At 71.4% G+C, this 23,979-nt stretch carries 25 protein-coding genes; 8 read left to right on the plus strand and 17 right to left on the minus strand.

The window, feature by feature from the left end:
* Nucleotides 1-12: 12 nt before the first annotated feature.
* The 5 genes from ACQVFL_RS17670 to ACQVFL_RS17690 form a co-directional block, all read right to left on the minus strand.
* Nucleotides 13-846 (minus strand): carbohydrate ABC transporter permease, encoded by an 834-nt coding sequence (locus tag ACQVFL_RS17670; RefSeq protein WP_396694760.1) that lies wholly within the window; start codon nt 844-846, stop codon nt 13-15.
* Entirely contained in the window at nt 843-1,802 is a 960-nt protein-coding gene (locus ACQVFL_RS17675) for a carbohydrate ABC transporter permease (protein WP_431727039.1), read from the minus strand. The genes ACQVFL_RS17670 and ACQVFL_RS17675 overlap by 4 nt, the downstream gene beginning before the upstream one ends.
* 61 nt (nt 1,803-1,863) lie before the next feature.
* Nucleotides 1,864-3,162, minus strand: a complete 1,299-nt coding sequence (locus ACQVFL_RS17680) for an ABC transporter substrate-binding protein (RefSeq protein ID WP_254876823.1) — start codon at nt 3,160-3,162, stop codon at nt 1,864-1,866.
* A gap of 15 nt (nt 3,163-3,177) precedes the next feature.
* The gene (locus ACQVFL_RS17685) at nt 3,178-4,182 is read right to left on the minus strand and encodes a Gfo/Idh/MocA family protein (RefSeq protein ID WP_396694755.1); all 1,005 of its coding nucleotides are present in this window, start codon (nt 4,180-4,182) and stop codon (nt 3,178-3,180) included.
* Nucleotides 4,183-4,240: 58 nt separating this feature from the next.
* Entirely contained in the window at nt 4,241-5,491 is a 1,251-nt protein-coding gene (locus ACQVFL_RS17690; RefSeq protein WP_431727040.1) for a M20 metallopeptidase family protein, read from the minus strand.
* Nucleotides 5,492-5,595: 104 nt separating this feature from the next.
* Here ACQVFL_RS17690 and ACQVFL_RS17695 point away from each other — a divergent pair, with 104 nt between their 5' ends.
* Nucleotides 5,596-6,462: an amidohydrolase family protein gene (locus ACQVFL_RS17695; protein WP_431727041.1), complete on the plus strand. Its 867-nt coding sequence runs from the start codon at nt 5,596-5,598 to the stop codon at nt 6,460-6,462.
* Between the two features lie 127 nt (nt 6,463-6,589).
* Here the strand turns inward: ACQVFL_RS17695 and ACQVFL_RS17700 are convergent, their stop codons facing one another.
* The 5 genes from ACQVFL_RS17700 to ACQVFL_RS17720 form a co-directional block, all read right to left on the minus strand.
* Nucleotides 6,590-7,264, minus strand: coding sequence for a DUF6891 domain-containing protein (locus tag ACQVFL_RS17700; protein ID WP_396694749.1), 675 nt, complete (start codon nt 7,262-7,264; stop codon nt 6,590-6,592).
* Between the two features lie 105 nt (nt 7,265-7,369).
* Nucleotides 7,370-8,326: an ATP-binding protein gene (locus tag ACQVFL_RS17705; protein WP_431727042.1), complete on the minus strand. Its 957-nt coding sequence runs from the start codon at nt 8,324-8,326 to the stop codon at nt 7,370-7,372.
* A 135-nt stretch (nt 8,327-8,461) separates the two neighbouring features.
* Nucleotides 8,462-9,523 (minus strand): LLM class flavin-dependent oxidoreductase, encoded by a 1,062-nt coding sequence (locus ACQVFL_RS17710; protein WP_431727043.1) that lies wholly within the window; start codon nt 9,521-9,523, stop codon nt 8,462-8,464.
* The gene (locus tag ACQVFL_RS17715; RefSeq protein WP_396694743.1) at nt 9,513-9,905 is read right to left on the minus strand and encodes an SCO5389 family protein; all 393 of its coding nucleotides are present in this window, start codon (nt 9,903-9,905) and stop codon (nt 9,513-9,515) included. The genes ACQVFL_RS17710 and ACQVFL_RS17715 overlap by 11 nt, the downstream gene beginning before the upstream one ends.
* 143 nt (nt 9,906-10,048) lie before the next feature.
* Nucleotides 10,049-10,456: a Fur family transcriptional regulator gene (locus ACQVFL_RS17720; protein WP_431727044.1), complete on the minus strand. Its 408-nt coding sequence runs from the start codon at nt 10,454-10,456 to the stop codon at nt 10,049-10,051.
* A gap of 750 nt (nt 10,457-11,206) precedes the next feature.
* Here ACQVFL_RS17720 and ACQVFL_RS17725 point away from each other — a divergent pair.
* Complete coding sequence (locus tag ACQVFL_RS17725; protein WP_431727045.1) at nt 11,207-12,730, plus strand: non-reducing end alpha-L-arabinofuranosidase family hydrolase; 1,524 nt, start codon at nt 11,207-11,209, stop codon at nt 12,728-12,730.
* Between the two features lie 107 nt (nt 12,731-12,837).
* Here the strand turns inward: ACQVFL_RS17725 and ACQVFL_RS17730 are convergent, their stop codons facing one another.
* The 5 genes from ACQVFL_RS17730 to ACQVFL_RS17750 all read right to left on the minus strand — a co-directional run bounded on the left by ACQVFL_RS17730 (nt 12,838) and on the right by ACQVFL_RS17750 (nt 17,052).
* A complete protein-coding gene (locus ACQVFL_RS17730) occupies nt 12,838-13,098 on the minus strand; it encodes a superoxide dismutase (RefSeq protein ID WP_396694737.1) in 261 nt (86 codons plus the stop codon).
* A 5-nt stretch (nt 13,099-13,103) separates the two neighbouring features.
* On the minus strand, nt 13,104-13,718 hold the full coding sequence (locus ACQVFL_RS17735; RefSeq protein ID WP_431727046.1) for a superoxide dismutase: 615 nt from the start codon (nt 13,716-13,718) through the stop codon (nt 13,104-13,106).
* A gap of 367 nt (nt 13,719-14,085) precedes the next feature.
* Nucleotides 14,086-15,042: an AbfB domain-containing protein gene (locus ACQVFL_RS17740; RefSeq protein ID WP_396694733.1), complete on the minus strand. Its 957-nt coding sequence runs from the start codon at nt 15,040-15,042 to the stop codon at nt 14,086-14,088.
* A gap of 263 nt (nt 15,043-15,305) precedes the next feature.
* Nucleotides 15,306-16,526, minus strand: a complete 1,221-nt coding sequence (locus tag ACQVFL_RS17745) for an MAB_1171c family putative transporter (RefSeq protein WP_431727047.1) — start codon at nt 16,524-16,526, stop codon at nt 15,306-15,308.
* A gap of 13 nt (nt 16,527-16,539) precedes the next feature.
* On the minus strand, nt 16,540-17,052 hold the full coding sequence (locus ACQVFL_RS17750; protein WP_431727048.1) for an ImmA/IrrE family metallo-endopeptidase: 513 nt from the start codon (nt 17,050-17,052) through the stop codon (nt 16,540-16,542).
* Nucleotides 17,053-17,271: 219 nt separating this feature from the next.
* Between ACQVFL_RS17750 and ACQVFL_RS17755 the strand changes: the two genes are divergently transcribed.
* A complete protein-coding gene (locus ACQVFL_RS17755; RefSeq protein WP_431727049.1) occupies nt 17,272-17,883 on the plus strand; it encodes a phosphoesterase PA-phosphatase in 612 nt (203 codons plus the stop codon).
* 12 nt (nt 17,884-17,895) lie between these two features.
* Here ACQVFL_RS17755 and ACQVFL_RS17760 read toward each other — a convergent pair whose 3' ends face one another.
* Nucleotides 17,896-18,306, minus strand: a complete 411-nt coding sequence (locus ACQVFL_RS17760) for a helix-turn-helix domain-containing protein (RefSeq protein ID WP_396694725.1) — start codon at nt 18,304-18,306, stop codon at nt 17,896-17,898.
* A 556-nt stretch (nt 18,307-18,862) separates the two neighbouring features.
* Here ACQVFL_RS17760 and ACQVFL_RS17765 point away from each other — a divergent pair.
* Nucleotides 18,863-19,543 (plus strand): HAD family hydrolase, encoded by a 681-nt coding sequence (locus ACQVFL_RS17765; protein ID WP_431727050.1) that lies wholly within the window; start codon nt 18,863-18,865, stop codon nt 19,541-19,543.
* Between the two features lie 229 nt (nt 19,544-19,772).
* Complete coding sequence (locus ACQVFL_RS17770; RefSeq protein WP_396694721.1) at nt 19,773-20,225, plus strand: STAS domain-containing protein; 453 nt, start codon at nt 19,773-19,775, stop codon at nt 20,223-20,225.
* Between the two features lie 34 nt (nt 20,226-20,259).
* On the opposite strand, the gene ACQVFL_RS17775 is transcribed toward ACQVFL_RS17770, so the two are convergent.
* Complete coding sequence (locus ACQVFL_RS17775; protein ID WP_396694719.1) at nt 20,260-20,487, minus strand: sigma factor-like helix-turn-helix DNA-binding protein; 228 nt, start codon at nt 20,485-20,487, stop codon at nt 20,260-20,262.
* A 299-nt stretch (nt 20,488-20,786) separates the two neighbouring features.
* Here ACQVFL_RS17775 and ACQVFL_RS17780 point away from each other — a divergent pair, with 299 nt between their 5' ends.
* Genes ACQVFL_RS17780 through ACQVFL_RS17790 form a run of 3 tightly spaced genes read left to right on the plus strand, consistent with a single transcriptional unit; the run spans nt 20,787 to nt 23,967 of the window.
* A complete protein-coding gene (locus ACQVFL_RS17780; protein ID WP_396694810.1) occupies nt 20,787-21,242 on the plus strand; it encodes a hypothetical protein in 456 nt (151 codons plus the stop codon).
* Complete coding sequence (locus tag ACQVFL_RS17785; RefSeq protein WP_431727051.1) at nt 21,242-22,639, plus strand: hypothetical protein; 1,398 nt, start codon at nt 21,242-21,244, stop codon at nt 22,637-22,639. The genes ACQVFL_RS17780 and ACQVFL_RS17785 overlap by 1 nt, the downstream gene beginning before the upstream one ends.
* On the plus strand, nt 22,636-23,967 hold the full coding sequence (locus tag ACQVFL_RS17790; RefSeq protein WP_396694715.1) for a VWA domain-containing protein: 1,332 nt from the start codon (nt 22,636-22,638) through the stop codon (nt 23,965-23,967). The genes ACQVFL_RS17785 and ACQVFL_RS17790 overlap by 4 nt, the downstream gene beginning before the upstream one ends.
* The last annotated feature ends 12 nt before the right edge of the window (nt 23,968-23,979 follow it).

Genomic DNA, 23,979 nt, shown 5'->3' on the forward strand with positions numbered 1-23,979 from the left:
CGGTCGGTGTGCTCACTTGCCGGAGCCGGCGAGCGCACCGGAGACGAGCTGGCGCTGGAACACCAGGTAGATGATGAGCACCGGGAGCAGGGCCACGATCAGGCCGGCGCTGACCAGCGGCACCGACACGTCGTACTGGCCGCTGAGCAGGGACACGCCGACCATCAGCGTCTTGGAGTCCGAGCCGCCCATGATGACCAGTGGCAGCAGCAGGTCGTTCCACATCCAGACGAAGTTGAAGATGGCCAGCGCCGCCAGGGCGGGGGTGGCGATCGGGGCGAGCAGCCGGAACAGGATGGTGAAGTGTCCGGCCCCGTCGACCCGGGCGGCCTCGATCAGCTCGTCGGGCACCTGCTGGAAGTAGCCGGCGAGCTGGTACGTGCCCAGCGGCAGGCCGAAGGCCGCGTACGCCAGGATCAGTCCCTGGTACTCGCCGGACATCCCCAGGTCCAGCACCGTCTGGTAGAGCGGGTAGATGATCGCCTGGCTGGGGATGGTCAGGGTGATGATGATGAACAGGAAGACCAGCTTGCCGCCCCGGAAACGCAGCTTGGTCACCGTGTACGCGATCAGCATCGCGGCCAGCACCGACAGCACCAGGCCACCGACCGTGGTGATGATGGAGTTGAGCAGCAGCCGGGGCATGTTCATCCGCTTGAACGCCTCGACGTAGTTCTCGAAGGTGATCCCGGCCGGTAGCCCGAGCGGGTCCCGGGCGAACCCGGTCTGCGTCTTGAGCGAGCTGACCACGGTGAACAGCAGCGGATAGAGCGCCGCCACCGCGACCACCACCAACGCAAAGACCAACAGGTAGCGCCCGATCTGGGCGGAGTGTCGCCGGTTCATCGCGGCTTCCGGGTCCCCTCTTTGAACATGTGCCGCACGCTGAAGATCGACAACACGGCGACGAAGACGAACAGGGCGATGCCGATGGCCGAGCCGTACCCCCGGTCGAGGAACTGGAAGGTGGTCAGGAAGACCAGGTACTCGGGGAGCATGGTGGCGTCGCCGGGGCCGCCCTGGGTCAGCGCGTAGATCAGCGGGAACAGCCAGATCAGCACGCCGGAGGCGCAGAGCACGCTCCAGTACGCCACGGTGGGACGCAGCATCGGCACCACGACGGAGAAGAGCCGCCGCCAGAAGTTGGCCCCGTCGAGGTACGCGGCCTCCAGCACCTCGTCCGGGATGGTGGCGAGCCCGGCCAGGTAGGTCATCACCCCGAGACCGAAGAAGCTCCACAGCGCCACCGCGACCAGTGAGAAGAGCGCGCTGTTCTGCCCGTTGAGCCACTCGATGGCCAGCGGCTCCAACCCGACCGCGCGCAGCAGGGCGTTGATCGGTCCGTCCGGGCTGAGGATCTGCCGGAACATGATGCCGACCACGATGGGCGCGATGGTGTACGGGACGAAGTAGACGGCCCGGAAGAACTTCCAGCCCGGTGCCCGTTGGTGGATCAGCACCGCCAGGACGAGCGGCAGCACGATCCAGACCGGCAGGGTGGCCACCACCAGCAGGGCGTTGCGGAAGCTGGCCAGCACCACCGGGTCGTCGAACATCCGGGTGTAGTTGTCCCAGCCGGCGAACGAGCTGTCGCCGAAGCCGCTGGAGGCTTCGAAGCTGGTGATGACGCCCCGGATCAGCGGCACCAGTTTGAAGGTGACCGCCAGGGCCATCCCCGGCAGCACCAGCAGGGCGCCGAGCCACCATTCCCGGGCGTGCCGGGGTCGCCGGGTGCGGCGTACCGGCGGGGGTGGGTTCGTCGCGACGGCCGAATCGGCGGCCGACGCGGTGGAGATGCTCATCGGGCTGTCCTCCCCGGAGGCTGGCGGGTGGGGTGGCGCCCGGCCACCCCACCCGGTGCGACTAGTTGCCCTGCTTCTTCGTCGGGCTGCGCTCCAGCGCCTGCTGCATCTGGTCGGCCCACTTGTCGACGGTGAGCTGACCGAGCGTGATCTGCTGCCAGCCTCGGGCCAGCGCGTCGGCCTCGGGGCCGGAGAGCATGACACCGGCGTGCAGGGTCGGCTCGGCCACGAACTCCTGGATCTTCTTGAAGGCCGGCGACGACGGCAGCAGGGCGGGGTCGACGTTCTTGTTCAACGGCTGCCCCTTGGCGTGCTTCACCCACAGCTCGCCGTTCTCCTTGCCGGCCAGCCAGGTGATGAACTCCAGGCCGGCTTCCTTCTTCTCGCTCCACTGCGTCACGCCGTAGACGGCGCCCTCGATGCCGGAGAACTTGCCGGCCAGCGGCGCGGACTGGTTGATCACCGGCCACCGGGTGACGCCGAGCTTGTCGTCGCCGAGGGCCTTGCCGAACGCCTCCCAGTTCACCGCGTCGGAGATGATGGTGCCGGCGAAGGCGGCGTCACCGCGCTGGAAGATGTCCGCGCCGTCGGGCAGCATCGTGATCGACGGGGCGTTCTTGTTCGTCCAGCCCTTGGTGGTGATCTCGGCGAGCTTCTCCAGGACCTGGACCAGCTTCGGGTCCTTCCAGGACAGCGTGCCGGCGAGCAGACCGCGGATGTCGTCCTCGGTCAGGTAGTTCCGGGCGATCTCCGGGAAGTCCCAGTACGCCGGGAAGGTGCCGGACAACCCCAGCGCCAGGCAGGTCTTGCCGGAGTTCTTGATCGCCTCGCAGGCGGCGCCGAACTCGTCCCAGGTGGCCGGCGGGTTCTCCGGGTCCAGCCCGGCGCCGCGCAGCACGTCCTTGTTGAAGTACAGGACGTTGCCCTGGTAGGAGAAGGGCACGCCGAAGCAGGCCTTGCTGGTGTCGAAGCCCTCGCAGGCGCCGCTGTAGGTGACCAGGTCCTTGTTGATCTCGGCGGCCCGGTCACCCAGCGGCACGTACGCGCCCCGCCGGTCGAACAGCTCCAGCCCGGCGTTGTTGGCCATCACGTCCGGCCCGGACTGCGAGGTGATGTACGGCCCCTGCACCTCGGGGTACTTGTCGAACGGGACCGACTGCAGGTCCAGCTTGATGTTCTGGTGGCTGGCCTCGAAGGTGGTCTTCACCTGCTGCCAGTACTCGGAGCCGCCCGGCTCCCAGGTGAGCACCTTGAGGGTGACCGGGCCGTCGGCGGCGTCGCCACCGCCCCCGCATCCGGCCAGCATCGCGGCGGTGGCCACACCGGCGGCGAGGACGCCGGTCAATCTACGACGAAACATCGGCGCAAGCTCCTGTCAGGAGAGGGGTTCGAGGGAGATCCGACGGGGTTCGCCACCGGCGGCGGCGCTGTCGGCCATGGCCGTGGCGACCTGCACCACGTGCAGTCCGTCGGCGAGCGGGACGACCGCCGACGAGTCGGTGCCGGTCACCTGACCGACGAAGTGGCGCAGTTCGGCGGCGAGCGCGCCGCCGCCGTCGGCCGGCGAGAGCAGCCAGTCCGGCGCCTCGGTCTGCTCGGCCTGGACGAGCAGCGTGGGGTGGCCGAGGTCGACGTGGGCGACCCCGTCGGTGCCGTACACCTCGACCAGGTCCGAGGTGTGGTTGGGCGTGGTGTCAGGCAGGAGGTAGCTGTTGCGGATCGACGACACGACATCGTTGGCGTGCCGAAGCTCCGCCCACACCAGGACCGGCGAGGTCGGTCCCGGTCGGGTCCGGGCGGTCGCACGGACCTCGACCACCGGCGACTGGGCGTACCAGATGGCCAGGTCGACGTCGTGCACGGCGGTGAGCAGGGCCGGATGCTCGCCGGGGAAGAGCCGGCTGAGCGCGCGCGGGCGGTCCCGGCGGGAGGAGACGGCCAGCACCCGGCCGAGCCGGCCGGCGCGGACCGCGTCGTACAGCGCCCGGTGCGGGGCGCTGTGACGGAGGATGTGTCCGGGCTGGCAGAGGACCTGGTGGGTGCGGGCCGCCGCGACGATCGCGGCGGCGTCGGCGACCGTCGCCGCGAGCGGCTTCTCGACCAGGACCGGCACTCCGGCGGCGAGCAGCGCGACCGCGACCTCCCGGTGGGCGGGTCCGGGTACGCAGACCGAGGCCGCCTGCGGGGCTCCGGCGGCGAGCAGGTCCGCGACGGTGCCGTAGGTACGGGCGACGCCGTGCGCGGCGGCGGCCCGGTCCCGCACGTCGGGGTCCGGGTCGACGAGCGCGGCCACCGGTACGCCGATCGACCGGTACGCGGCGACGTGCCGCAGCCCGAACGCGCCCGCACCGATGACGGCGACCTCCGGCGCGGCGTTCATGCCGCGCCTGCCCGGGTGCCGCCGGTGGGCACCGGGACGGTGCGGTCGACGACGCGGTTCATGCCGTCACCGCCGCGACGGCCGCGTCCGGCCCGGCGGGTGCCGGTACGGTCGTCCCGACACCGGGGGCAGCCGCGGGGAGTCGCCCGTCCAGTACGGCTCGGGTGAGCCGTTCGAAGGCGGTCACGCCGACGTCGAGGCACCGCTCGTCGACGTCGAACGAGCCGGAGTGCAGGGGCGCGCCCCCGCGCTCGCCGGTGACGCCGAGCTTGACGTACAGGCTCGGGCCGAGCGCGCCGAGCAGCGCGAAGTCGTCGGTGGTCAGCGGCGGCACCGCGAGGTCCGCCACCTGCACCAGGTCGGGCAGCTCGCGGTGGGCGAGTGCGACGAGTTCGGCCGCGTTGCGTACCGGCGGCATCTCGTTGGCCCAGGTGAAGCGGACGCCGAGGTCGAGCGCGGCGGCCTGCTGGCGGGCGACCCGTTCGATGACCGTCTTGAGCCGGTCGCGGACGCCCTCGTCCAGGGTGCGCAGCGTGCCGGTGGCCTCCGCGTAACCGGCGACCTGGCTCTGGCTGGCTCCGCCGGAGATGGTGCCGATGTTGAAGGCCATCAGTTCGTCGGCGTTGCGCGATCGGGCCACCGCAGCGTGCAGCAGGTTCACCATGCCGCTCAGTCCGAGGATGGCGTCGCGGCCGAGCGCCGGGGTGGCGGCGTGCGCGGCCCGACCGAGGACCTCGATGCGGAACGCGTCCTTGGCCGCCATCGCGGTGGTGCGGTCCACGCCGAGGGTGCCGACCGGCAGGTCGGGCCAGCAGTGCAGGCCGAGTACGGCGTCGAAGCGCCGGCCGCGCAGCGCCTCGTCGACGAGGACGGCGGCGGCGCCGGAGGTCTCGCCGAACGGGATCTCCTCGGCGGGTTGGAACAGGACGGTGACCGAGCCCCGGGCCGGCGGGTCGGCGGCGAGCCGGGCGGCGGTGCCGTACGCGACGGTCATGTGCACGTCGTGTCCGCAGGCGTGGCAGACCCCGGCGGACGTCGAGGCGTACGGCTCGGTCTTGGCGTCCTGCACGGGATAGGCATCCATATCGGCCCGAAGGAGGACCGATGGCCCCGGGAGGCGACCTTCGAGTTCGAGTACCAGTCCGGTACCGGCGATGCCGGTGCGCAACCGCCCGAACGGCTGAAGCTTCTCGGCCAACGTCCCGGCCGTGCGGCGTTCAGTAAACCGCAGCTCGGGGTGGCGATGGAGCTGACGCCTCAGCAGTACCAGCTCATCAACCCCGTCGTGTCCCCGCGCCACCCGGCCCACCCTTCGCTCGCGACCTGCAATCCGGACCTAATTGAGACAAGAACCTAAGTCAGGGGGGTGGCCGCGTCAATAACCAGCCAGAATTTGGGTTATCGTCCGTGACCATGGATCGCGCTGACGCCCACCTGCACCTGTTCGCCGACGGCTACCCGGGCCGGTACGGACGCTCCCCGGCAGGCGGCCAGGAGATCGCTCTGTATCAGGACATCCGTCGCGTACACGGCATCGATCGGGCCCTCGTGGTCGGGTACGAGGGCGAGCCGCGCTTCGCCGGGAACAACGACTACCTGGCGGGGCTGGCCACCCGGCACCCCTGGATCGCCCCGGTCGCCTACGTTCCACCAAGTGGACCGGCGGACGGGCAGTTGGCCCGCTGGTGGGCGGCGGGCTTCGTCGGGGTGGCCGCCTACCTGGCGGAACCCGAGGCCGCCGACCGCTTCGCCGACTGGGTGACCGGCTGCGCCGCCGACCTCGCCACGGCCGGTGCGGTGCTCAGCCTCAACGCCACCCCGGCCGCCACCCGGCGGCTCGGCCCCGCACTCGCCGCCCTCGACGGGTGTCCGGTGTTGTTCAGCCACCTCGGGCTGCCCGGCAGTCGGCCCACGCCCCCGACTCCACAGCAGGCCACCGAGACCCTGGCGGCGCTGCTCGACCTCGCCCGACTGCCGCACGTCGGAGTGAAGATCTCCGGCCTGTACGCGGTCAGCGAGCCGTCGCACGCCTGGCCGCACGCGGCGGCCCGGCCCTTCGTCGAGCTGCTCCTGGACCGCTTCGGCAGCCGGCGACTGTACTGGGGTTCGGACTTCCCGCCCAGCCTGGACCATGTGTCGTTCACGCAGACGCTGGAACCCGTCGGGCTGGACGACCTCTCCCCCACCGAGCGGGCGGACGTCCTCGGCGCCAACCTGCGCCGTCTCCTCGACCGCGCGCCCGGCCCGGGAGGCGACACGTCAGCGGCCGAGCCGGCCTGACGGAGCGTCGTCAGGCCGGCTCGGTCTCGCGACACACCGGGTCGCGCAGTCCGGCGTCAGCGGCCTCGACGGTCACCCCGTGCAGGTCGGGGTCGCCACCTCCCGGCCGGGGCGGGCCGGGGCGAACTCAGAGCACCGACGCGTACCACTGGGCCCCGGTGACGCTGATCCGCTGGGACTGCTGGCGGTTCCACTCCACCCGCAGGCCGTGCTCGCGCAGCACCGGGAAGACGAGATCGTCGAGGAATCGTTCCAGGTCGGCCTGGTATCCGGCCTGCTGCTCGGCCTCGGAGAGGGCGGAGTAGGCGGCCTCGTCGAAGTCCACCGGCGGATAGGCCCCGTAGCCGAGCCAGACCTGGCCGTCCTCGCTGTCGACCAGCGACTCGGTGTCCTGCTGGTGGTACCAGAGGTAGCCGTGCCAGTGCCGGGAGTCGTCCCGCTCGTCGTGGATCTCGCCCGCCGCGCAGGTGCCGCAGCAGGTGAAGTTCTCCCTGGCCACCACTCCACGCCGGTTGAGTTCGGCGAAGGCGCGGGTCAGGTTGCCGCTCACCTCACCCCAGCCGCGTTGCTGCTCCCGCCGCGCCGCCACCGCCGTCTCGTACGCGGCACGCAGCTCGTCGTCGGTAGCGCCGTGACGCTGACCGTCCTGGTCGAAGAAGTCCACGAACTCGTCGGCGTCGGTGTCGCCGCGCACGATCCAGGCCCAGATCTCGGCCTCGATCTCATCGCGTCCCGGCTCCCCGATGCGCTCGGTGAGGAACCGTACGCCCGCCGGGCGCTCGTTGTAGATCCATTCGGTCATGGCGAGGATCTTCACACGCTCCTCCGACAACCCGCGCCCGCCCGGCCTCGGCACCGGACGCCGGGCGGGACGACGGGGTTTCAGCCGCCGGGTCCACTGCCGCGCTCAGGCGGGGACGGCGGCCGGCCCCATCCGGAAGTCCGGGTCGATCTGCGTGGTGAGGTCCACGCCGGTACGGTCGTTGGCCCAGGCCATCGCGTTGCGCCGGTGGAACTCGTGGGCCCAGCGGGTGAACGCCGCCCAGTCCTGGGTGGTGGTGTCGACGACCTCGGCCAGGCGACCAAGCGCCGCCCGGTTCTCCGGCTCCACCTCGTCCAACGGCCCGAGGTCGCCACGCTCCGCCCGGCGCACGTACGCCGAGCGTCCCACCCAGGTCAGCAGGTCGTCTCCGACGTGCTCGCGCAGGAACTCCACGTCGGCGGCGTCCTCGACCTTGTTGCCGACCACGGACAGCGCCACCCCGTAGTCCCGCGCGTAGCCGGCGTACTGCTGGTAGACACCGACCCCGCGCACGGTCGGCTCGCAGACCAGCACCGTGCGGTCGAAGCGGGTGAACAGCCCCGAGGCGAACGAGTCGGCACCGGCGGTCATGTCCACCACCACGTACTCGCCGGGGCCGTCGAGCATGTGGTTGAGCAGCAGCTCCACTGCACCGACCTTGGAGTGGTAGCAGGCCACCCCCAGGTCCTCGGCGGTGAACTCGCCGGTCACCGCGAGTCGCACCGCGCCGACGGGGGCCACGCAGGTCGCGTAGATCGGGTTCTCCTCGTCCACCCGGAGCAGACGGGAACCCCGGCCCGGCGGGGTGGTCTTCACCATCTCGGCGGCGGAGCCGATCCGCGGATTGCCGCCGCGCAGGTACTCCTTGATCGCGGGCAGGTGAGCGCCGAGCGGCACGGGAGCGGCGGCGGGCTCCGGCCCGCCGAGGGCGACCGCGAGGTGCTGGTTGATGTCGGCGTCGATCGCCAGCACCGGACGGCCGGCGGCGGCGAGGTGGCGGGCGTAGAGCGCGGTGAGCGTGGTCTTCCCACTACCGCCCTTGCCGACGAACGCTACCTTCACCGCGACCACCCCTTGATGCCAACGGAAACCGTTTCCATGAGCGCGATGGTAACGGGTGGTGCGGCACCCGCCGCGGACAACCCGCTGATTGCGTCAGAACCAGGTCATCGCCTCCGGCGCGCTGTCGCCGGCTCGTCACGCCCTCTCCGACTCGGCCTGCGCGGGGAGGTCGAGCACGTCCGCCGCCAGCCGGTGGATGGTGTCCAGCGTGGCGTCCCGGCCGCCGGCCGCCTCGACCATGAACAGCAGATGCCGCACGCCGGGCAGGGCCGCCGCCCGGGCCACCGCCTCTCGGCATCGGCGGGGCGAGCCGACCGGGTGGATGTCGATCAGATGGTCCACATAGCGTTCCGGATCGCGACGCCCACCCGCGGCACCGTCCAGGCGCACGTACTCCCGGGTGCCGGCCAGCAGTGGCGGCAGGCCGGCGCGCACCGCCCGCGCCGCCGCGTCGTCGGTCGCCGCCACCTGGGCGAGGTGGGCGCTGGCGTGGTGGATGCCGGTCGGGTCGTGCCCGTGCGCGGCGGCCACCCGCGCGTGCCGGGCCACCAGTTCCGCCTTCTCGGCCAGGTCCGCGTGCAGGCCGAGCAGGAGCGGAAGTCCGTGCCGGGCGGCGAGGTCGACCGTCCCCGGGGTGGTCGCGGCCACCCAGACCGGCACCCGGCCACGCGGACGCGGCACCACCGCGACGGGCCGGAACGGGAAGCGCGCGTTACCCGCCACCACCGGCTGCCCGGACAGCCACCGCAGCAGCAGTTCCACCGAGTCGCCGAAGCCCTGTCGGAACCGGTCCAGGCCGGTGCCGAAGACCTCGAGGTCGACCCAGGGACCGCCACGGCCCACGCCCAGCCGGAACCGACCGCCGGAGAGCTCGTGCAGCAGCACCGCCTCCTCGCCGAGCGCCACCGGATGCCGGTTGGACAGCACGCAGGCGGCGGTGCCGACCGCGATGCGCCGGGTGGCGCCGAGCAGATGCGCGGCGAAGGCGACCGCAGAGGGACAGACGCCGTAGGGGATGAAGTGGTGCTCGGCGATCCACACCCCGTCGAAGCCGGCGGCCTCCGCCGCGCTGCCGTACCGGTGGGCGTCGGCGAGCACCTCGGTGTGGGTGTGGCCGGGCCGCTGCCCGGCGAGCAGGAACAGGTGTGCGTGCACGTCCCGTTCCGCCCGCCGGGTGCGGCGGGGATCAGCAGTCACGCAGCTCGGGCGACTGGTTGAGCAACTGGCCCCGGGTGGAGACGAACCGGCGGTAGGTGTCCGAGTCGACCGCCGACGGCCGGAAGGCCGCGACCCGGTGGCAGTTCTGGAAGGCGAGCTTGACGCCGAAGTGGCGCTCCAGGCTGGACCGGATGGCGTCGCTGGCCAGCGCCCGCAACAACTGCCCCCGCTCCGCCTCACTGGGCGGCGGGAGCACGTTGTCGGCGAACTCCTCGCCGGAGCCGGCCAGGTCCGACGCCACCCGGCTGACAGTCTGCCAGGCGTACGGCAACGACTCCCGAACGCAGGCGACGAACTCCTCGTCGTCGACGGGGCCGGACTCGGCGGCCCGCAACAGGTCGGGCGGCACGGTGAGAGACATGGTCCTCCTCAGTTAACGATCACGGTTTTCGCTTTCGTTAGACTGAGCACACCATGTCGGTGACCACGCGTCAATGCCCGAACACGGAAAGCCACCACGATGCCCGTCAGCCGCCACCGTCCGTGCAGGAGGCTTCGCACGCCCTATCGGCGCACGCAGTCGGCGCAGACACCGACGATCTCGAGCGTGTGGTTGAGATCGGTGAACCCGTGCTGCGCCGCGACGCCCTCGGCCCACTCCTCCACCGCCGGACCGACCACCTCCACCGTGCGACCGCACTCGCGGCAGACCAGGTGATGGTGGTGGCTGCGGCTGCACCGGCGGTACAACTGCTCGCCGGAGGGCAGACGCACGGTGTCGACCTCGCCCGCGTCCACCAACGCCTGCAGGGTGCGGTAGACGGTGGTCAGGCCGACCGACGCCTGCTGGTCCCGCAACTGGGCGTGCAGTCCCTGGGCGCTACGGAACTCGGTCAACTCGTCGAGCAGCCCGACGACCTCGGCCCGTTGCCTGGTGTTGCGGGCAGCGCCCGGAATCGACTTGATCGCCATCGCCACTCCCCTTCGTCCGGGGCCTCGGGCCGACACGGCAGCCTCGCAGCTCACCCCGGGGCCGGCGACGCGAGTCTCAGCGGCTCGCCGTCGGGCCATCATGATAGCCGCCGTTGCGTCGGCGGAGCCGCCGCCGCTGCCCACCCAGACCCAGTTGCCTCCGGCCACTGCGCGTCGCGGTGACATCCGCCAGCGTGGCGGGCGTGCGTGGCAGCAGGCGAGCAGACGGTGGGCACCGACATCGACGGCGGCGTGGAGGTCCGGCCGGGAGGCTCGGGGTCACCATGGCCGTTGTCCGATGTGCCCACCGACGACCTGCCTCGAACGTCTGCGCACCGGCGACGCGCTACGCCGCAACCCGCAGCTTTGCGCGGCATGCGGGGGCTCGCCAAGCGACACGGCGGATCGATCCCCCAGGGTCGTGATGACGGGAAGCCGCAGGCTCACCCCGTCGGGCCCGGACGGCGCGCACGGCCACCCCTGACCGTCGGTCCGGCAGGCCCGGCGCCGGAGTGCCGAGTCGGAAACGTTACGACTTGACGAACGGCATGTTATCGCTCACAGTCGATGCCTAAGGACGGCGCCTGCGGCTTACCGGGCAAGCCCGCTGCGCCGGATCTGGGATCGGGCGCGCCCAGCTATAGCGGCGATCATGTTAGCGCTGCCATACCGCGATTGCGTTCGACCCGTGCGTCACGGTGCGCCCGACTCCGGGCGGACCGTTCATCTGTTGGTCATTGAAGGAGGATCATGTCTGCCTTCGGTAGATCTCCATCGATCGCACCGCCGTCGCGGCGGCGCCGGTGGTTGCCGCGGGTCATCGCTGCCGGCGTGGCAGCGGTGATGGTCAGTGGTGCCGCCGCCGCGGTGCTGGCGACGCCCGCCGCTGCGGCCACGGTCGACACCAACGCGTGGTACGTGTTGGTGAACCGCAACAGCGGCAAGGCCCTGGACGTGTACAACCTGGCCACGAGCGACGGTGCGCGGATCACCCAGTGGACCAGGAACAACGGCAATCAGCAGCAGTGGCAGTTCGTCGACTCCGGCGGTGGCTACTACCGGTTGAAGTCGCGGCTGTCCGGCAAGGTGCTGGACGTCTACAACTTCTCCACCGCCAACGGCGCGTCCATCGTGCAGTGGACCGACGGCAACGGCACCAACCAGCAGTTCCGGCTGGCCGACTCGGCCGGTGGCTACGTTCGTCTGATCAACCGCAACAGCAACAAGGCGGTAGAGGTGCAGGGCGCCTCGACCGCTGACGGCGGCAACATCGTGCAGTACGACGACTGGGGCGGCACCAACCAGCAGTGGCAGCTCGTCCGCGCCGACGGCGGGACCACGCCGACCACGCCGCCGCCGTCGGGTACCTGCTCGCTGCCGTCGTCGTACCGGTGGTCCTCGACCGGCGCGTTGGCGCAGCCCCGCTCGGGTTGGGTGTCGTTGAAGGACTTCACCCACGCCCCCTACAACGGCCAGCAACTCGTCTACGCCACCACCCACGACACCGGCACCAGCTGGGGCTCGATGAACTTCGGCCTGTTCTCCAACTGGAACCAGATGGGCTCCGCCAGCCAGAACCCGATGCCGTTCTCCGCCGTCGCCCCCTCCCTGTTCTACTTCGCCCCCCGCAACATCTGGGTCCTCGCCTACCAGTGGGGCGGCCCCGCCTTCTCCTACCGCACCTCCACCAACCCGGCAGACGTCAACAGTTGGGGACCGGCACAAACCCTGTTCACCGGATCCATCACCAACTCCGGCACCGGCCCCATCGACCAGGCCCTCATCGGCGACAGCCAGAACATGTACCTCTTCTTCGCCGGCGACAACGGCCGCATCTACCGCGCCAGCATGCCCATCGGCAACTTCCCCGGCAACTTCGGCGCCAACTACACCACGATCATGACCGACACCACCAACAACCTCTTCGAAGGCGTCCAGGTCTACAAACTCGAAGGCGAAAACCGCTACCTCATGCTCGTCGAAGCCATCGGCTCCCAAGGACGCTACTTCCGCTCCTTCACCGCCACCAGCCTCAACGGCACCTGGACCCCCCAGGCCGCCACCGAGAACAACCCCTTCGCCGGCAAAGCCAACAGCAGCGCCACCTGGACCAACGACATCAGCCACGGCGAACTCATCCGCACCAACCCCGACCAGACCATGACCGTCAACGCCTGCAACCTCCAACTCCTCTACCAAGGACGCTCCCCCAACTCCGGCGGCGACTACGGCCTCCTGCCCTACCGCCCCGCACTACTCACCCTGCAACGCTGACCCACCGCTCCACGCCCGGCGGGCCCACGACAGGCCCGCCGGGGTGAGCGCCTCGGCGGCCCTGTCCCGTACCCGTGGGACAGGGCCGCCGGTGTCGTTTCCGCCGATCAGGCTTCGGGCCGTCCGGCGGTGGCGGCGACGAGCAGCGACAGTTCCCGGACGAGGTCGTCCAGGGACTGGCCGCTCTGCGTCCGCAGCAGTCCGAGGCTGAGGTCGGCCAGCAGATAGAAGCCGAGCGTCCTGGCCTGCTCGGAGTCGAAGGCGGCGAGTAGTTCCTCGGCACCGGCGAGGTCACCACGGTGTTTGGCGGCGATCACCCCGGCGGCGCGTTGCACCAGTTCCGCCACGGCCGGGATTGGGCCGGTCACGCCGCTCAGATCGTCGGCGTGGCGGCGCGGGCGGCGTCGAACCGGACGATCACGTCCGACCAGTTGACCAGGTTCCACAGCCGGTCCACGTAGTCCGGTCGCACGTTCTTGTACTGCAGGTAGTAGGCGTGCTCCCAGGCGTCGAAGACCAGCAGTGGCGTGGTGCCCTGTCCGACGTTGCCGTGGTGGTCGTAGACCTGCTCCACGATCAGCCGCTGCCCGAGTGGCTCCCAGGCCAGTACGCCCCAGCCGGAGCCCTGGACACTCTTGGTCGCCGCCGACAACTGGCCGGCGAACGCCTCGAACGAGCCGAAGTGCTCGTCGATCGCCGCCGCCAACTCACCGTCGGGGCGGTCGCCGCCGTCCGGCGACAGGTTGCCCCAGAAGATCGTGTGCAGGACGTGCCCCGACAGATTGAACGCGTACGTCTTCTCCAGACCGACCAGCGTGCCGAAGTCGCTCCTGGCACGGGCCTCGGCGAGCTGCTCCAGGCCGTCGTTGGCCCCCTTGACGTACGCGGCGTGGTGCTTGCTGTGGTGCAACTCCAGGATCTGCCCCGACATCGCCGGCTCCAGAGCGCCGTAGTCGTAGGGCATGTCGGGCAGGGTGTAGACCGCCATCAGGAAGTTCCTCCACGTCATTCTGCGATGACTTTGCTATTGCCACTATCTTGCAACAGATCTACGCCGCGCAGTAGCAGGATCGGGTGCGCTGATCCTCGGACATCCACGGAAGCGGCGGCCGTAGGCCGAATCGGGCCATCGGGCCGATGTCCCGGCCGTCGGGACACCGGCCTCTGTCAACCGGGACGCCCGGACCGGCACACTCATCGGCGGTACGCGGGCGTGGCGGATCGGGGCGGCCCGGGGGGTGTCGCTCCGATCCGCCGATCCGTCTCCTCGGTCGGGCCCGACGGCCCGCGACCCGGTTGGTGGCGACGTCGGCGCAGCGCGGACTACCGGGACGGAGCCGGGGGTACGCGGGGCGTCAGAGGGCGGGACGGACGACGAAGGTCGCCGACGACGAGGAGGCACCGTCGCCGATCGGGGACACCTGCATCTGACGCTGCCCGTCGTGCCGGAGGTAACGGTTCGGGTAGTTGTAGGAACGCAGCGACGTGTGCGTACCGCTGATGCCGGTGACCTGGCAGAACGTCGAGTCGGCGCGGAACAGGTCGCTGCCGTCGGCGCGGTGCAGGAACACCCGGAACTCGTGGTGCCGCAGGTAGTGACCGGGGAAGTTGACCGACTCGAAGGAGAGGCAGGCCCCGGCGAGGCCGGTGCGGACGACGAACGCCGCGTCGGCCTTGGAACTGGCGCTGCTGCCGGCGTCGACGGCGTCGACGCGAGCCTGGAACCCGGCGTGCCGCACCCGGCGGCCGGGCAGGGCGGCTGCCTCCAGGCCGATGCGGGCACCCGGAGTCAGGGCGGTGCCGGTCGGAGCCGGTGGCGTCGACGAGGGACGCGCGGGGTCGCTCGCCACCGGCGGCGGCAGGACGGGGACGGGGTGTGCGGACGTGGGGCCCGGAGTCGCCCGGCGGGACACGCTCGCTCCACCACCGTCGACGGTCGGGGTGGCCCCCGGCGACAGGGTGGGCGTTGCGGGGACAGCCGAAGGCGTGTCGGAACCGGGAGCACCGGGACCGATCGGAAGTCCGTCGCCGGGCTGGTCCGGGCGGGGCACCGCGGCGGCGAACTCGCCGCGTACCGGCTCGGGTGTGGACCCGTCGTACAGTGCCGTCACGCCGACGATGGTGCTCACGGCGACCACCGCGACCCCACAGAGCAGCAACTTACGCCGGACGTCGGCGGCCGCGCCGGGATGCGACCGACCGGACGGCGGGAGCAGTACGGTGGCGGACCCGTCGCCGGGACGACGACCCGGACCGGCCTCGGCGGGAGTACGGCTCCGCCGGGTGGGTGCGGACAGCACGATGCGGGGCAAGGCCGGGGACGGCGTGCTCCGGTGCGGCGTTCCACCAGGCCGGTCGGGTCGGCCGCGGCCCGACCGATAGGACGCTGTCGGGGCGGTGTCCGTGTCGGGCGCAGAGATCCAACCACCGATACGCAGGCGTGGCTGATTGGTGCCCTTCTCGGACATGGTGATCTCCTGCCGCTTCCCGCGCACGCGCCCGCCCGGACAAGTCATCTGGTTGCGGCACATACGCTCTCATCACCACACGGGTCGGCGCCAGTCCTCACCGACGACTAGGTCGAGCCGGTGTCGAGGCGCTCGACGGCGGTGTCGTGGATCAACCGGTCCCCCAGCAGGGCGGAGATCGACGCGAGGCGCCGCGCGTCGGCCTCCACGTCGGCGTGTGCGATGTCTCCCGACGGCGGTTCCACACCGGGCTCCACCGTGGCGTCGGCCACCTGTCCCCGCACGTACCGCCGGACGGCGACCAGGATCCCGGCGGCCTCCCCGGCAGCAGCCACCCGGGCCCCGTCCCATCCGGCCGTCGCGGCACGCCGCCGGGCCCGCGCCACCACCTGCGGATCCGACGGCCCCACCGCCTGGAGACCGTCACCGATCTCCACGCACCGCCGGTACAGTCGCTGCCCGACGCCCCACACCCACCAGGGGTTGCGCTCCGGGCTGCGGGGCGGGTGCAGCGCGATGCTCGGAACGGCCCGGTAGAGCAGGAACCACAGCGGATGCAGGTCGCGGTAGAGCGCCCTTCTGCGCGGCCAGGCGCGCAGACCGTCGACGGTCCTCCACACCGCGGACAGCACGAAGCTCGAACAGATCAGCACGACCGACAGCGTGACCAGCGACTGCGACGCGACCGGTTCGGGCCAGGGAGGCGTGGAGCCGGCCAGTCTCCAGGCGAGGAACAGCGCCTTGTGCCCGACGAAGGCGGCGCCGAAGAACGCACCGGCACTCAACAACCGCATGACGACCTTCAGCCGGGTGCCGGCGAAGCGCGCGTAGCCCAGCGACATGCGCAGGATGTCCACCACGGAGACGCCCAGGTATGCCAGGAACGCGAGCATGTAGACGATGACCTGTGGCCGGTCGCCGTAGCGCTCGGCGAAGTGCATCGGCTCCGACTCGGGGACGTCGGCGGCCCAGAACATCGTGATCATCACGGTGGCCACCACCGCGAAGAACAGCCATCGCCGTCGCATCGACCGACGCGCCCGCTGCGGATCCCCCAGATGCAGAAAGAGGAACTGGATCGCGGTGGCGGTGATCAGTGCCGCGCCGTGCTCGACGGGCTTGGCCAGGTTCGGCACCCCGGACATCCCGTCGATCCCGCTGTGCACCGGGGCCCACCCGGCGGTGACGGCGACGCCGCAGCCGAGGCAGATCGCCAGGCTGGCCCGGATCCTCGGGTTCGACGGGTCTCGTCGTAGCGCGCCCAGCCTCACCACGAACGCCGCGACGGCGACCACCAGCGCCGCGACGTGGCCCGCCGCCACCAGCATGCGTACCTCCCGGCTAGTCGGTCAGCGTCGCGGCGATGCGGTACATCACCGCCGCCGTCTCGTCCGCGAGATCGTCGAAGCCGCCGACCCGGCCGACGGCGGCCATCTGCGCGCCGAGGTGGGTGGCCAGCAGCTCGGCGTCGTGTTCCTGGCGGTCGTGGAACGTCGACGACGAGCGGGCCAGCAGTGCCCGGACGCCGGCCGAGTCCGTCGGCTCCGGCACGGTGGACGGCAGCAGCACCTTGCCGGTGTGCCGCAGCGCGATGTGCATCAACTCGTGCAGGATCGTCTGGGTCTGCACGAGCGGGGACGAGTCGCGGCTGTAGAGCACGTAGTCCGTCTCCGCGGTCGCCACCCACAGCCCGCACGGCCCGGCCTGCTCACCCATCGTCATGGCCAGGACCTGGATGTCCCGGCGACGAGCCTGGGCCAGGGTCGAGATCATGCCGGGGAGCGTCAACGGTGCCGGCAGGTCGACCACGAGTTGGCGGATCAGCCTCTGGACCTGCCGTCGGTGCCGCCACATCGCCCCCGCGCTCCCCCCGTGCGAGCCTCCACCGAGACGTTCCCGTGCCTGTCGTCCGTCCTCGTCCTGATCCCCACGTCCGGTCCGTCGAGACTCGCGCTGCGCCACAATAGTGGTGGCACAAGGGGGCAGCATAGCCAACCGGCGTCGATCGTGGGATCCCCGCGCGGGCGCGCGCCCCTGCCGCGACGGACCGGCCGGGCCGGGCAGAATGCGGGAGTGTCCGACACCAGGGAGGTCCGCTCCGGTCGACCGGCGCTGCGGTCCGCACGCGTGGTGACCGAGGTGTTCGCACCGGCGCTGCTGGCCGCGGCGATGCCCGTCGTCATCGGGGTGACGAGCGTGTCCCCCCTCGTCGACGGCCTCGGGTGGGCGCTCGTGGGTGCGTTGTTCTGCTCGGCGATCCCCAACGCAATGATCTGGTGGGACGTCCGCCGTGGGCGGTTGACCGACCACCACATCCGGGTCCGCGAGCAGCGCCGGACGCCGCTGCTGTACGGCCTGCTCTCCGTACTCGTGGGACTGTCGCTGATGATCGGCCTCGACGCGCCCCGCCCGGTCGTCGCGATCGTCGTGGTGATGTTCCTGCTCGGGGTGGCGGTGACCGCGGTGAACCTGGTCTGGAAGCTCAGCATCCACGCCGCGGTGGCCGCCGGTTCGGCCGCGGTGCTCGTGGTCGCGTTCGGTCCCGCACTCGTCGTCACCGCACCGCTGGTGGCGCTGGTCGGCTGGTCGCGCGTACGGCTGCGGGACCACACCGTCGCCCAGGTGGTCGCCGGCACCGTCGTGGGAGTGCTCGTCGCCGTGCCGACGTTCCTCGCCCTTCGGTGAGCGGGATCCGCGCTACGGGTCGGACCGGTCCCGGCGTTCCTTGCTCTGTGCCTCCAGCGCGGCGACCTGCTCCACGATCGCCCGCAGGCTGGCCCGTGGCGCGCCGGGCGGCATCCGGCGGGCGAGCACGGTGATCGTCTCCAGGTCCGGGTCGCTCACCGACTCGGCGTCGGCGACCCGGTCGAAGAAGAAGTTCGGCTCCACCCGGAAGAAGTTGGCCAGTTGCTGGATGGCCGATCGCGACGGATTGTCCCGCTCCCCCCGGAGCAGGTAGTTGACGTAGCTGGTGGACAGACCGGTCGCCTTGGCGACCTCGTCCGGCGTGAACGGTCTGTCGGTGCCGGGTTTGAGACGCGTCTCGAACAGGTGCCGCAACCGGGCGGCGAACGAGGTCGGCCCGTCGGTGCCACCAACGTCGGCCATGACCATCCTTCCGATCCACCTGCGACGATCGCCGCACCCCGATTGGGGACGACCACAATAGTTGCTGAACGGCGTGGCGCTGTGCTCTACTGAGCTGCACCTGACAACTATTGTGGCAGTGACACCGTAGCGGACACCGCCCGATACCCAAAGGCATCCACGGACTCCGGCAGATGTCGAATCGGTATCGACGTGTCGGGTGACGCGCGTCAGTGGTGGAAGCGGTACGGGGAAACGCAGGCTGTCGCGGCGTGCGTTGCCGCATCCCGGGCGACCGGCAGGCGGGCTCAGGGCTCGTCGTCCTCCGCAGCCGTACGCCCGCGTCCCTGGCGCCGGTGGCCCGGGGCGGCGCACGCCCCGGGCCATTCAGGGTCACCACAGCGCTGCGACCGTCGCCGAACTCGGGCAGCGGCAGCAGCGCGTCCGTGGCGGCCTGTGCTTCCGGACGACCTATCGCCCGACCGTGGCCCCAGAGAGGAACGCCCATCTCCAAACAGTCACGGGTGCCACCTCCTCGGTCTCTCGCACGGACTCGAGAGAGGTCTACGCTGGGCGTGTGATCCGGGCTGTGATCGTGGACGTCGACGACACCCTGTGCCTCACCCAGGCCGCCGCGCTCGCGTTGGAGAACGAGGTGCTGGCACGGATGGGCCGACCTCCGATCCCTCCGCACGTGCACCTGTCCACGTGGGGAGCGCCGCTGCTGGACGCCATGCCCATCCGGTCGCCGGGCCTCGACCTGGCCCGGTTCACCGCGCTGCACCAGCAGGCACTGGAACGGCACATCGCCGACGGCCGGCTGGACGTGATCCCGCCGGAGAACCTGCGGGCGCTGGACGAGTTCGTACTGTCCGGCCGGGCGGTGTTCCTGTTGACGTCGCGGACCGAGGACGAGGTCCGGCACATGCTGGCACCCGACCACGTCCTGGCCACCCGGGTCAGTGGCGTCTACCACGCCGGGAACACGCGGTTCCGCAAGCCGGACCCGCGTACCTTCGACGAACTGCTGGCGTCGACGGGACTGCCGCCGGCACAGTGCGTCTACGTGGGGGACTCCCCCGGTGACGCCCTGGCCGCCGGGGGCGCGGGACTGCACTTCATCGGCTGCCTCCAGAGTCGGATCCGGACGCCCGCGGACTTCGAGCCCCGGTACGTCGACGCGTTCGTGGACGCGTTCCCCGACATCGTCGACGCGGTCCGGCAGCTCGAACCGGTCACCCCGGTATCAGACGGTTGACCTGCGGCGACGAGCAGGCCGAGGCACGGCGGACCCGGGCCGACGGCGTCGACGCCGGCATCGGCGGGGATGGCACCGGTCGCCGGCCACGGGTACGGTCGAGGGAGGCGCCCTACGCGCCACGTCGAGGTCGGCACCCACGCGCTGTCCTCCCCGGCGCCGGATCGATGGTGGCAACCTCATCCGGCCGCGCCAGTGCCCTTCGCCAGGGCAGGGACTGAGCATTCGCATGAATCTCGTCACTGACCAGGACCTTCTGCGATTCAAGTACTACGACGCCAGACCGAGCACCCGGCACGTGACCCTGTCCGGGGAGGCCGATCTGGCGACCACCACGGTCATCCGGCACCACCTCGGGCAACTCCTGACTCCCCCGTGGGTCACCCATCTGGTGCTCGACCTGACTCCGCTGCGCTATCTCGACTGCGCCGCGCTCTCCGCGCTGCTCGTGGTCCGGGAGACCGCCGCCACGCGGGGCCAGCGGATCACCGTCACCGTCACCGCCACCAGCAGCGCGGCGAGGGTGATCGCGCTCAGCGGCGCGGACCACGTCCTGCGGACGCCGGAGCACCTCCCGGGACCGACCGCGTCGATCGCGCGCGAGGTGACCGGCCCCCACCGGCCGTCGGTCGCCGCCGGCAGGCGCAGCGCAGGACCGGCGGCCCAGCCGGCATCCCGCTGAGGGAGCGGAGCGCGACGCCGGTGCCACATCCGGATCACGACTCGACGCGGTGCTCCACCGCGTCGAGTCGGTCCGGTGCGGGACTCTGGTGCGTCGCCGCCTCGACCGTGCCGGTCGGACAACCGAGAACCGCCGCGATCTGCGCCACCGACAGGTCTTCGACGTAGCGCAGCACCACGATCGCCCGCTGCCGCCGGGTCAGGCGGGCCAGTGCGCGGCACACCGCGCCCGTCAGTAGCCAGGCGGACCGCAGCAGTCCCATGCGGCCACCACCGGTCGTCCCCTGATCGCGGTCCATCGCCCGTTGCCTCGGTCGGGGTTCGTGTCGGCTGACACGCCCCGTAGAGCATCCTAGGAGGATGGACTGATGGGTGACGGGCGGCGGGCCTGTCAGCCCACACGGTCGGATGTCGTACCCGTGGGCAAGGATCTTGTCAGCACGACGCCGACACCGGTCGGCGCGACATCACCACGGCGGACGTCGAGTCCGCGGCGGGCGGGAGGATTGCGGTGACGGACGCCGACGAGGCCGCGTGGCGGCGGCGGAGCGTGCTGGCGGTGATGCCGCCGGCCCGCCCGCGCAAGCTGGCGAAGGTGCCCTTCGTCGAACTGGCCGACGGCCGACTACAGGGCGTTGTCTCCAGCGGCTCGGACATCGAGCGGGTCTACGTCTCGTCGGTGACCGCCGGCACCCACGCCTATCACTGCAGCACCAACAACAACCGGCCCTGTGGCGGGTTGCGCGGCGCGCCCTGCAAGCATCTGCACTCCCTCGCCGACGAGGCCGTCCTCCAGTACGGCGTCGAGCGGGTCGGCCGGTACCTGCGGGTCGACGGCGGTGACGGGGTGCGCAGCGGGACGGACCTGCTGGCCCGGATGGACACCCGGCACGAGCCGACCCCGGCCGCCGTGGTGTTCAGCCGGTTCCTGCGTCACCTGGCCTACCTCGAACTACCGGACAGCGGCACCGCGTTGCCCGAGCTGCACTGGTTCCCGGCCACCGGGGCGGGTCGCTGATGATCGGCACCCAGTTGGCGCAGTTGGCGCAGGATGGTCCGGTCGGTCTGGCCGACGTCGACACGGTGGTGGTCGGCTTCGACGAGGCACTGGTGGGCGGGTTCGCGCGGGTCGGTGACCAGGCCGCCGCAGCACTGGCGACGATGGCCGACGCGGTGGCGGGCACCCCGCTGGCTGCCCGGGTGGCCGACGCGGTGGGCAGGGTGACCTCCGGCGGGTTCGGGCCGGACGACCTCGCCGTCCTGGCCGGCGCCCGGTCGGCGCTGCTCGGTGCGGCGCACGACGCGCTGCTCGACCGGTTCGACAGCGCCGTCGGGCGGGACCGGGCACCGTGGACGGCCCCGGCCGGTGCACCGGCCGAGATCTCCGCCGCGAGCGGCGCAGCCGCCGCCTGGCTGCACGAGGTGGCCGTGGCCGGCTGGCGCGGCGTGGACCACGAAATGCTCTCCGCCGTCGGGTCACCGGTCGAGGCCGCCCTGGCCGAGCCACGGCTACGCCGGCTGGCGGTGCTGCTCGACGGACTCGCCGCCGAGCTGCGGGCGAGCCTGCCGGTGGCCACGATGCCGCAGGTGCCGGCCCGCCGCTGGGCCGACCTGTGGACCCGCGCCGTGCTGCTGACGCGGGATCGCTCCGGCCCGGTGGACGACGTCACGCATGTCTCCGGGCGGCTGCTCCCGCTCGGGGTGGACGTGCACGAGCACGCCACGGCGGTGCAGGTGCAGGTGCACGCCGTCCTGGAGCCCTCCGACGGCGGACCGGCCCGACTGGTCCGTACGGCGGTGGCGGCCGGGAAGGTCGAGACGATCACCGGGCCGGCGGTGTGGCGGCTCCTGGCGGCGTACCCGGTGCTGCTGGCGGCGGTGGCCCAGCGGCGGGCGGTGGCCGTCACCGACCTGCCGGTGCGCGGCGGTGACCTGACCTGGTGCGACTCGCAGGCCCGCGCGGGCGAGCCGGCCGACCCGTTCGCCACCGGCCGGTTGCTGCTCGCCGAGGCGACGGCGGCGGCCACCGCCCCGCTGGACCGGCATCCGGCCGTGATCGCCGAACCGGTGCTGATGGAGGGCTACCGGGTACGCATGGACGGCGACGGCCTCACCCTTGAGCGCGACGGAGAGTCGATCGGCGTCACGGTCGAACGGCTGCCGGCGGCCGGTCCACTCACCCCCGCACTGGTCGCCGCCTCGACCTGCTGTCTCGGTCTGGCGCGGTGGGATGGTGGACGGTGGTGGGTGCAGCCTCTGGCGGTGCAGGCCACGGTCAAACGCGCGCCCGTCGAGGCGCACAACGGCGACTGGGCCGAGGGCGTCACCGACCCGAAGGTGGCCAAGTCCGAGGCCAGGGCGGGCGACGCCGTGGCCGTACTGCGCGAACGCGCGGGACGGTTGCTGCGCCGATGACCCACTCCCCCGACGACCAGGCCGCCGCGAACCGGCGGCAGGTGCTCTACTGGCGGCTGCTGGGCCGGATCTTCGACCCGGACGAGCAGCCCACGCTGGAGTCGGCGAGCATGGCCGTGGTCGAGGACCTCGGCCTGCCGGCGGCCCTGCTGGACCCGTCGGTGTCGGTGGACACCGTGGTGCAGCGCTTCCCCGAGGTGGCCGACGAGCTGCGGGGACTGCTCTCCGACCCCGAGGCCGCGACGGGCGACGGGTCGTATCAGCCCGGTGAGGCCGAGGTCCGGCGGGCCGCGCTGGTGTCGAAGGTGCTGCTCAACGTGTTCGCCACCGGTACGGGGCCGGTCAGCGCCGGTCAACTGGCCCGCTGGCAGGCCGACGCCGGCTGGTTCGAGCAGGCGCTCGGCAGCGCCCCCGGCGAGCTGCGCCGACAGGGCACCGGCCTCGGCGGCACCCTCGCCGGCATCGAGGGCGACCTGGTCCGGCGGATGCACCTGCGGGAGGTGCTGGCGGACCCGGTGCTGGCCCGTCAGCTCACGCCCAGCATGTCGCTGATCGAGCAACTGCTGCGGGACAAGGCCAACCTGTCCGGCACCGCGTTGGCCAACGCCAAGGCGCTGATCCGCCGCTTCGTCGACGAGGTCGCCGAGGTGTTGCGGACCCAGGTGGAGCAGACCAGCGTGGGCGGCATCGACCGGTCGGTGCCGCCGAAGCGGGCCTACCGCAACCTCGACCTGGACCGCACCATCTGGCAGAACCTGACCAACTGGAGCCCGGAGGACGAACGCCTCTACGTCGACCGGCTCTACTACCGGCAGACGGCACGCAAGACCACGCCGTCGCGGTTGATCGTGGTGGTGGACCAGTCCGGGTCGATGGTCGACTCGATGGTCAACTGCACCATCCTGGCGTCGATCTTCGCCGGGCTGCCCAAGGTCGACGTGCACCTGATCGCGTACGACACGCGGGCGTTGGACCTGACCCCGTGGGTGCACGACCCGTTCGAGGTCCTGCTGCGCACCAGGCTCGGCGGCGGTAACGACGGGCCGGTGGCGATGGCGATGGCCCGCCCGAAGATCGTCGAGCCGCGGAACACGGTGCTGGTGTGGATCTCGGACTTCTACGAGTTCGGCCGGTCCCAGCCCCTGTTCGACGGCATCGAGGCGGTGCACCGGTCGGGGGTGCGGTTCATCCCGGTCGGTTCGGTCAGCAGTTCCGGTCAGCAGAGCGTCAATCCGTGGTTCCGACAGCGCTTCAAGGACCTGGGCACCCCGGTCGTCTCCGGCCACATCCGCAAACTCGTCTTCGAACTCAAGAGCTTCCTCACCTAGGAGAGACACCCC

The organism is Verrucosispora sp. TAA-831 (assembly GCF_050780145.1).
GTDB lineage: Bacteria > Actinomycetota > Actinomycetes > Mycobacteriales > Micromonosporaceae > Micromonospora.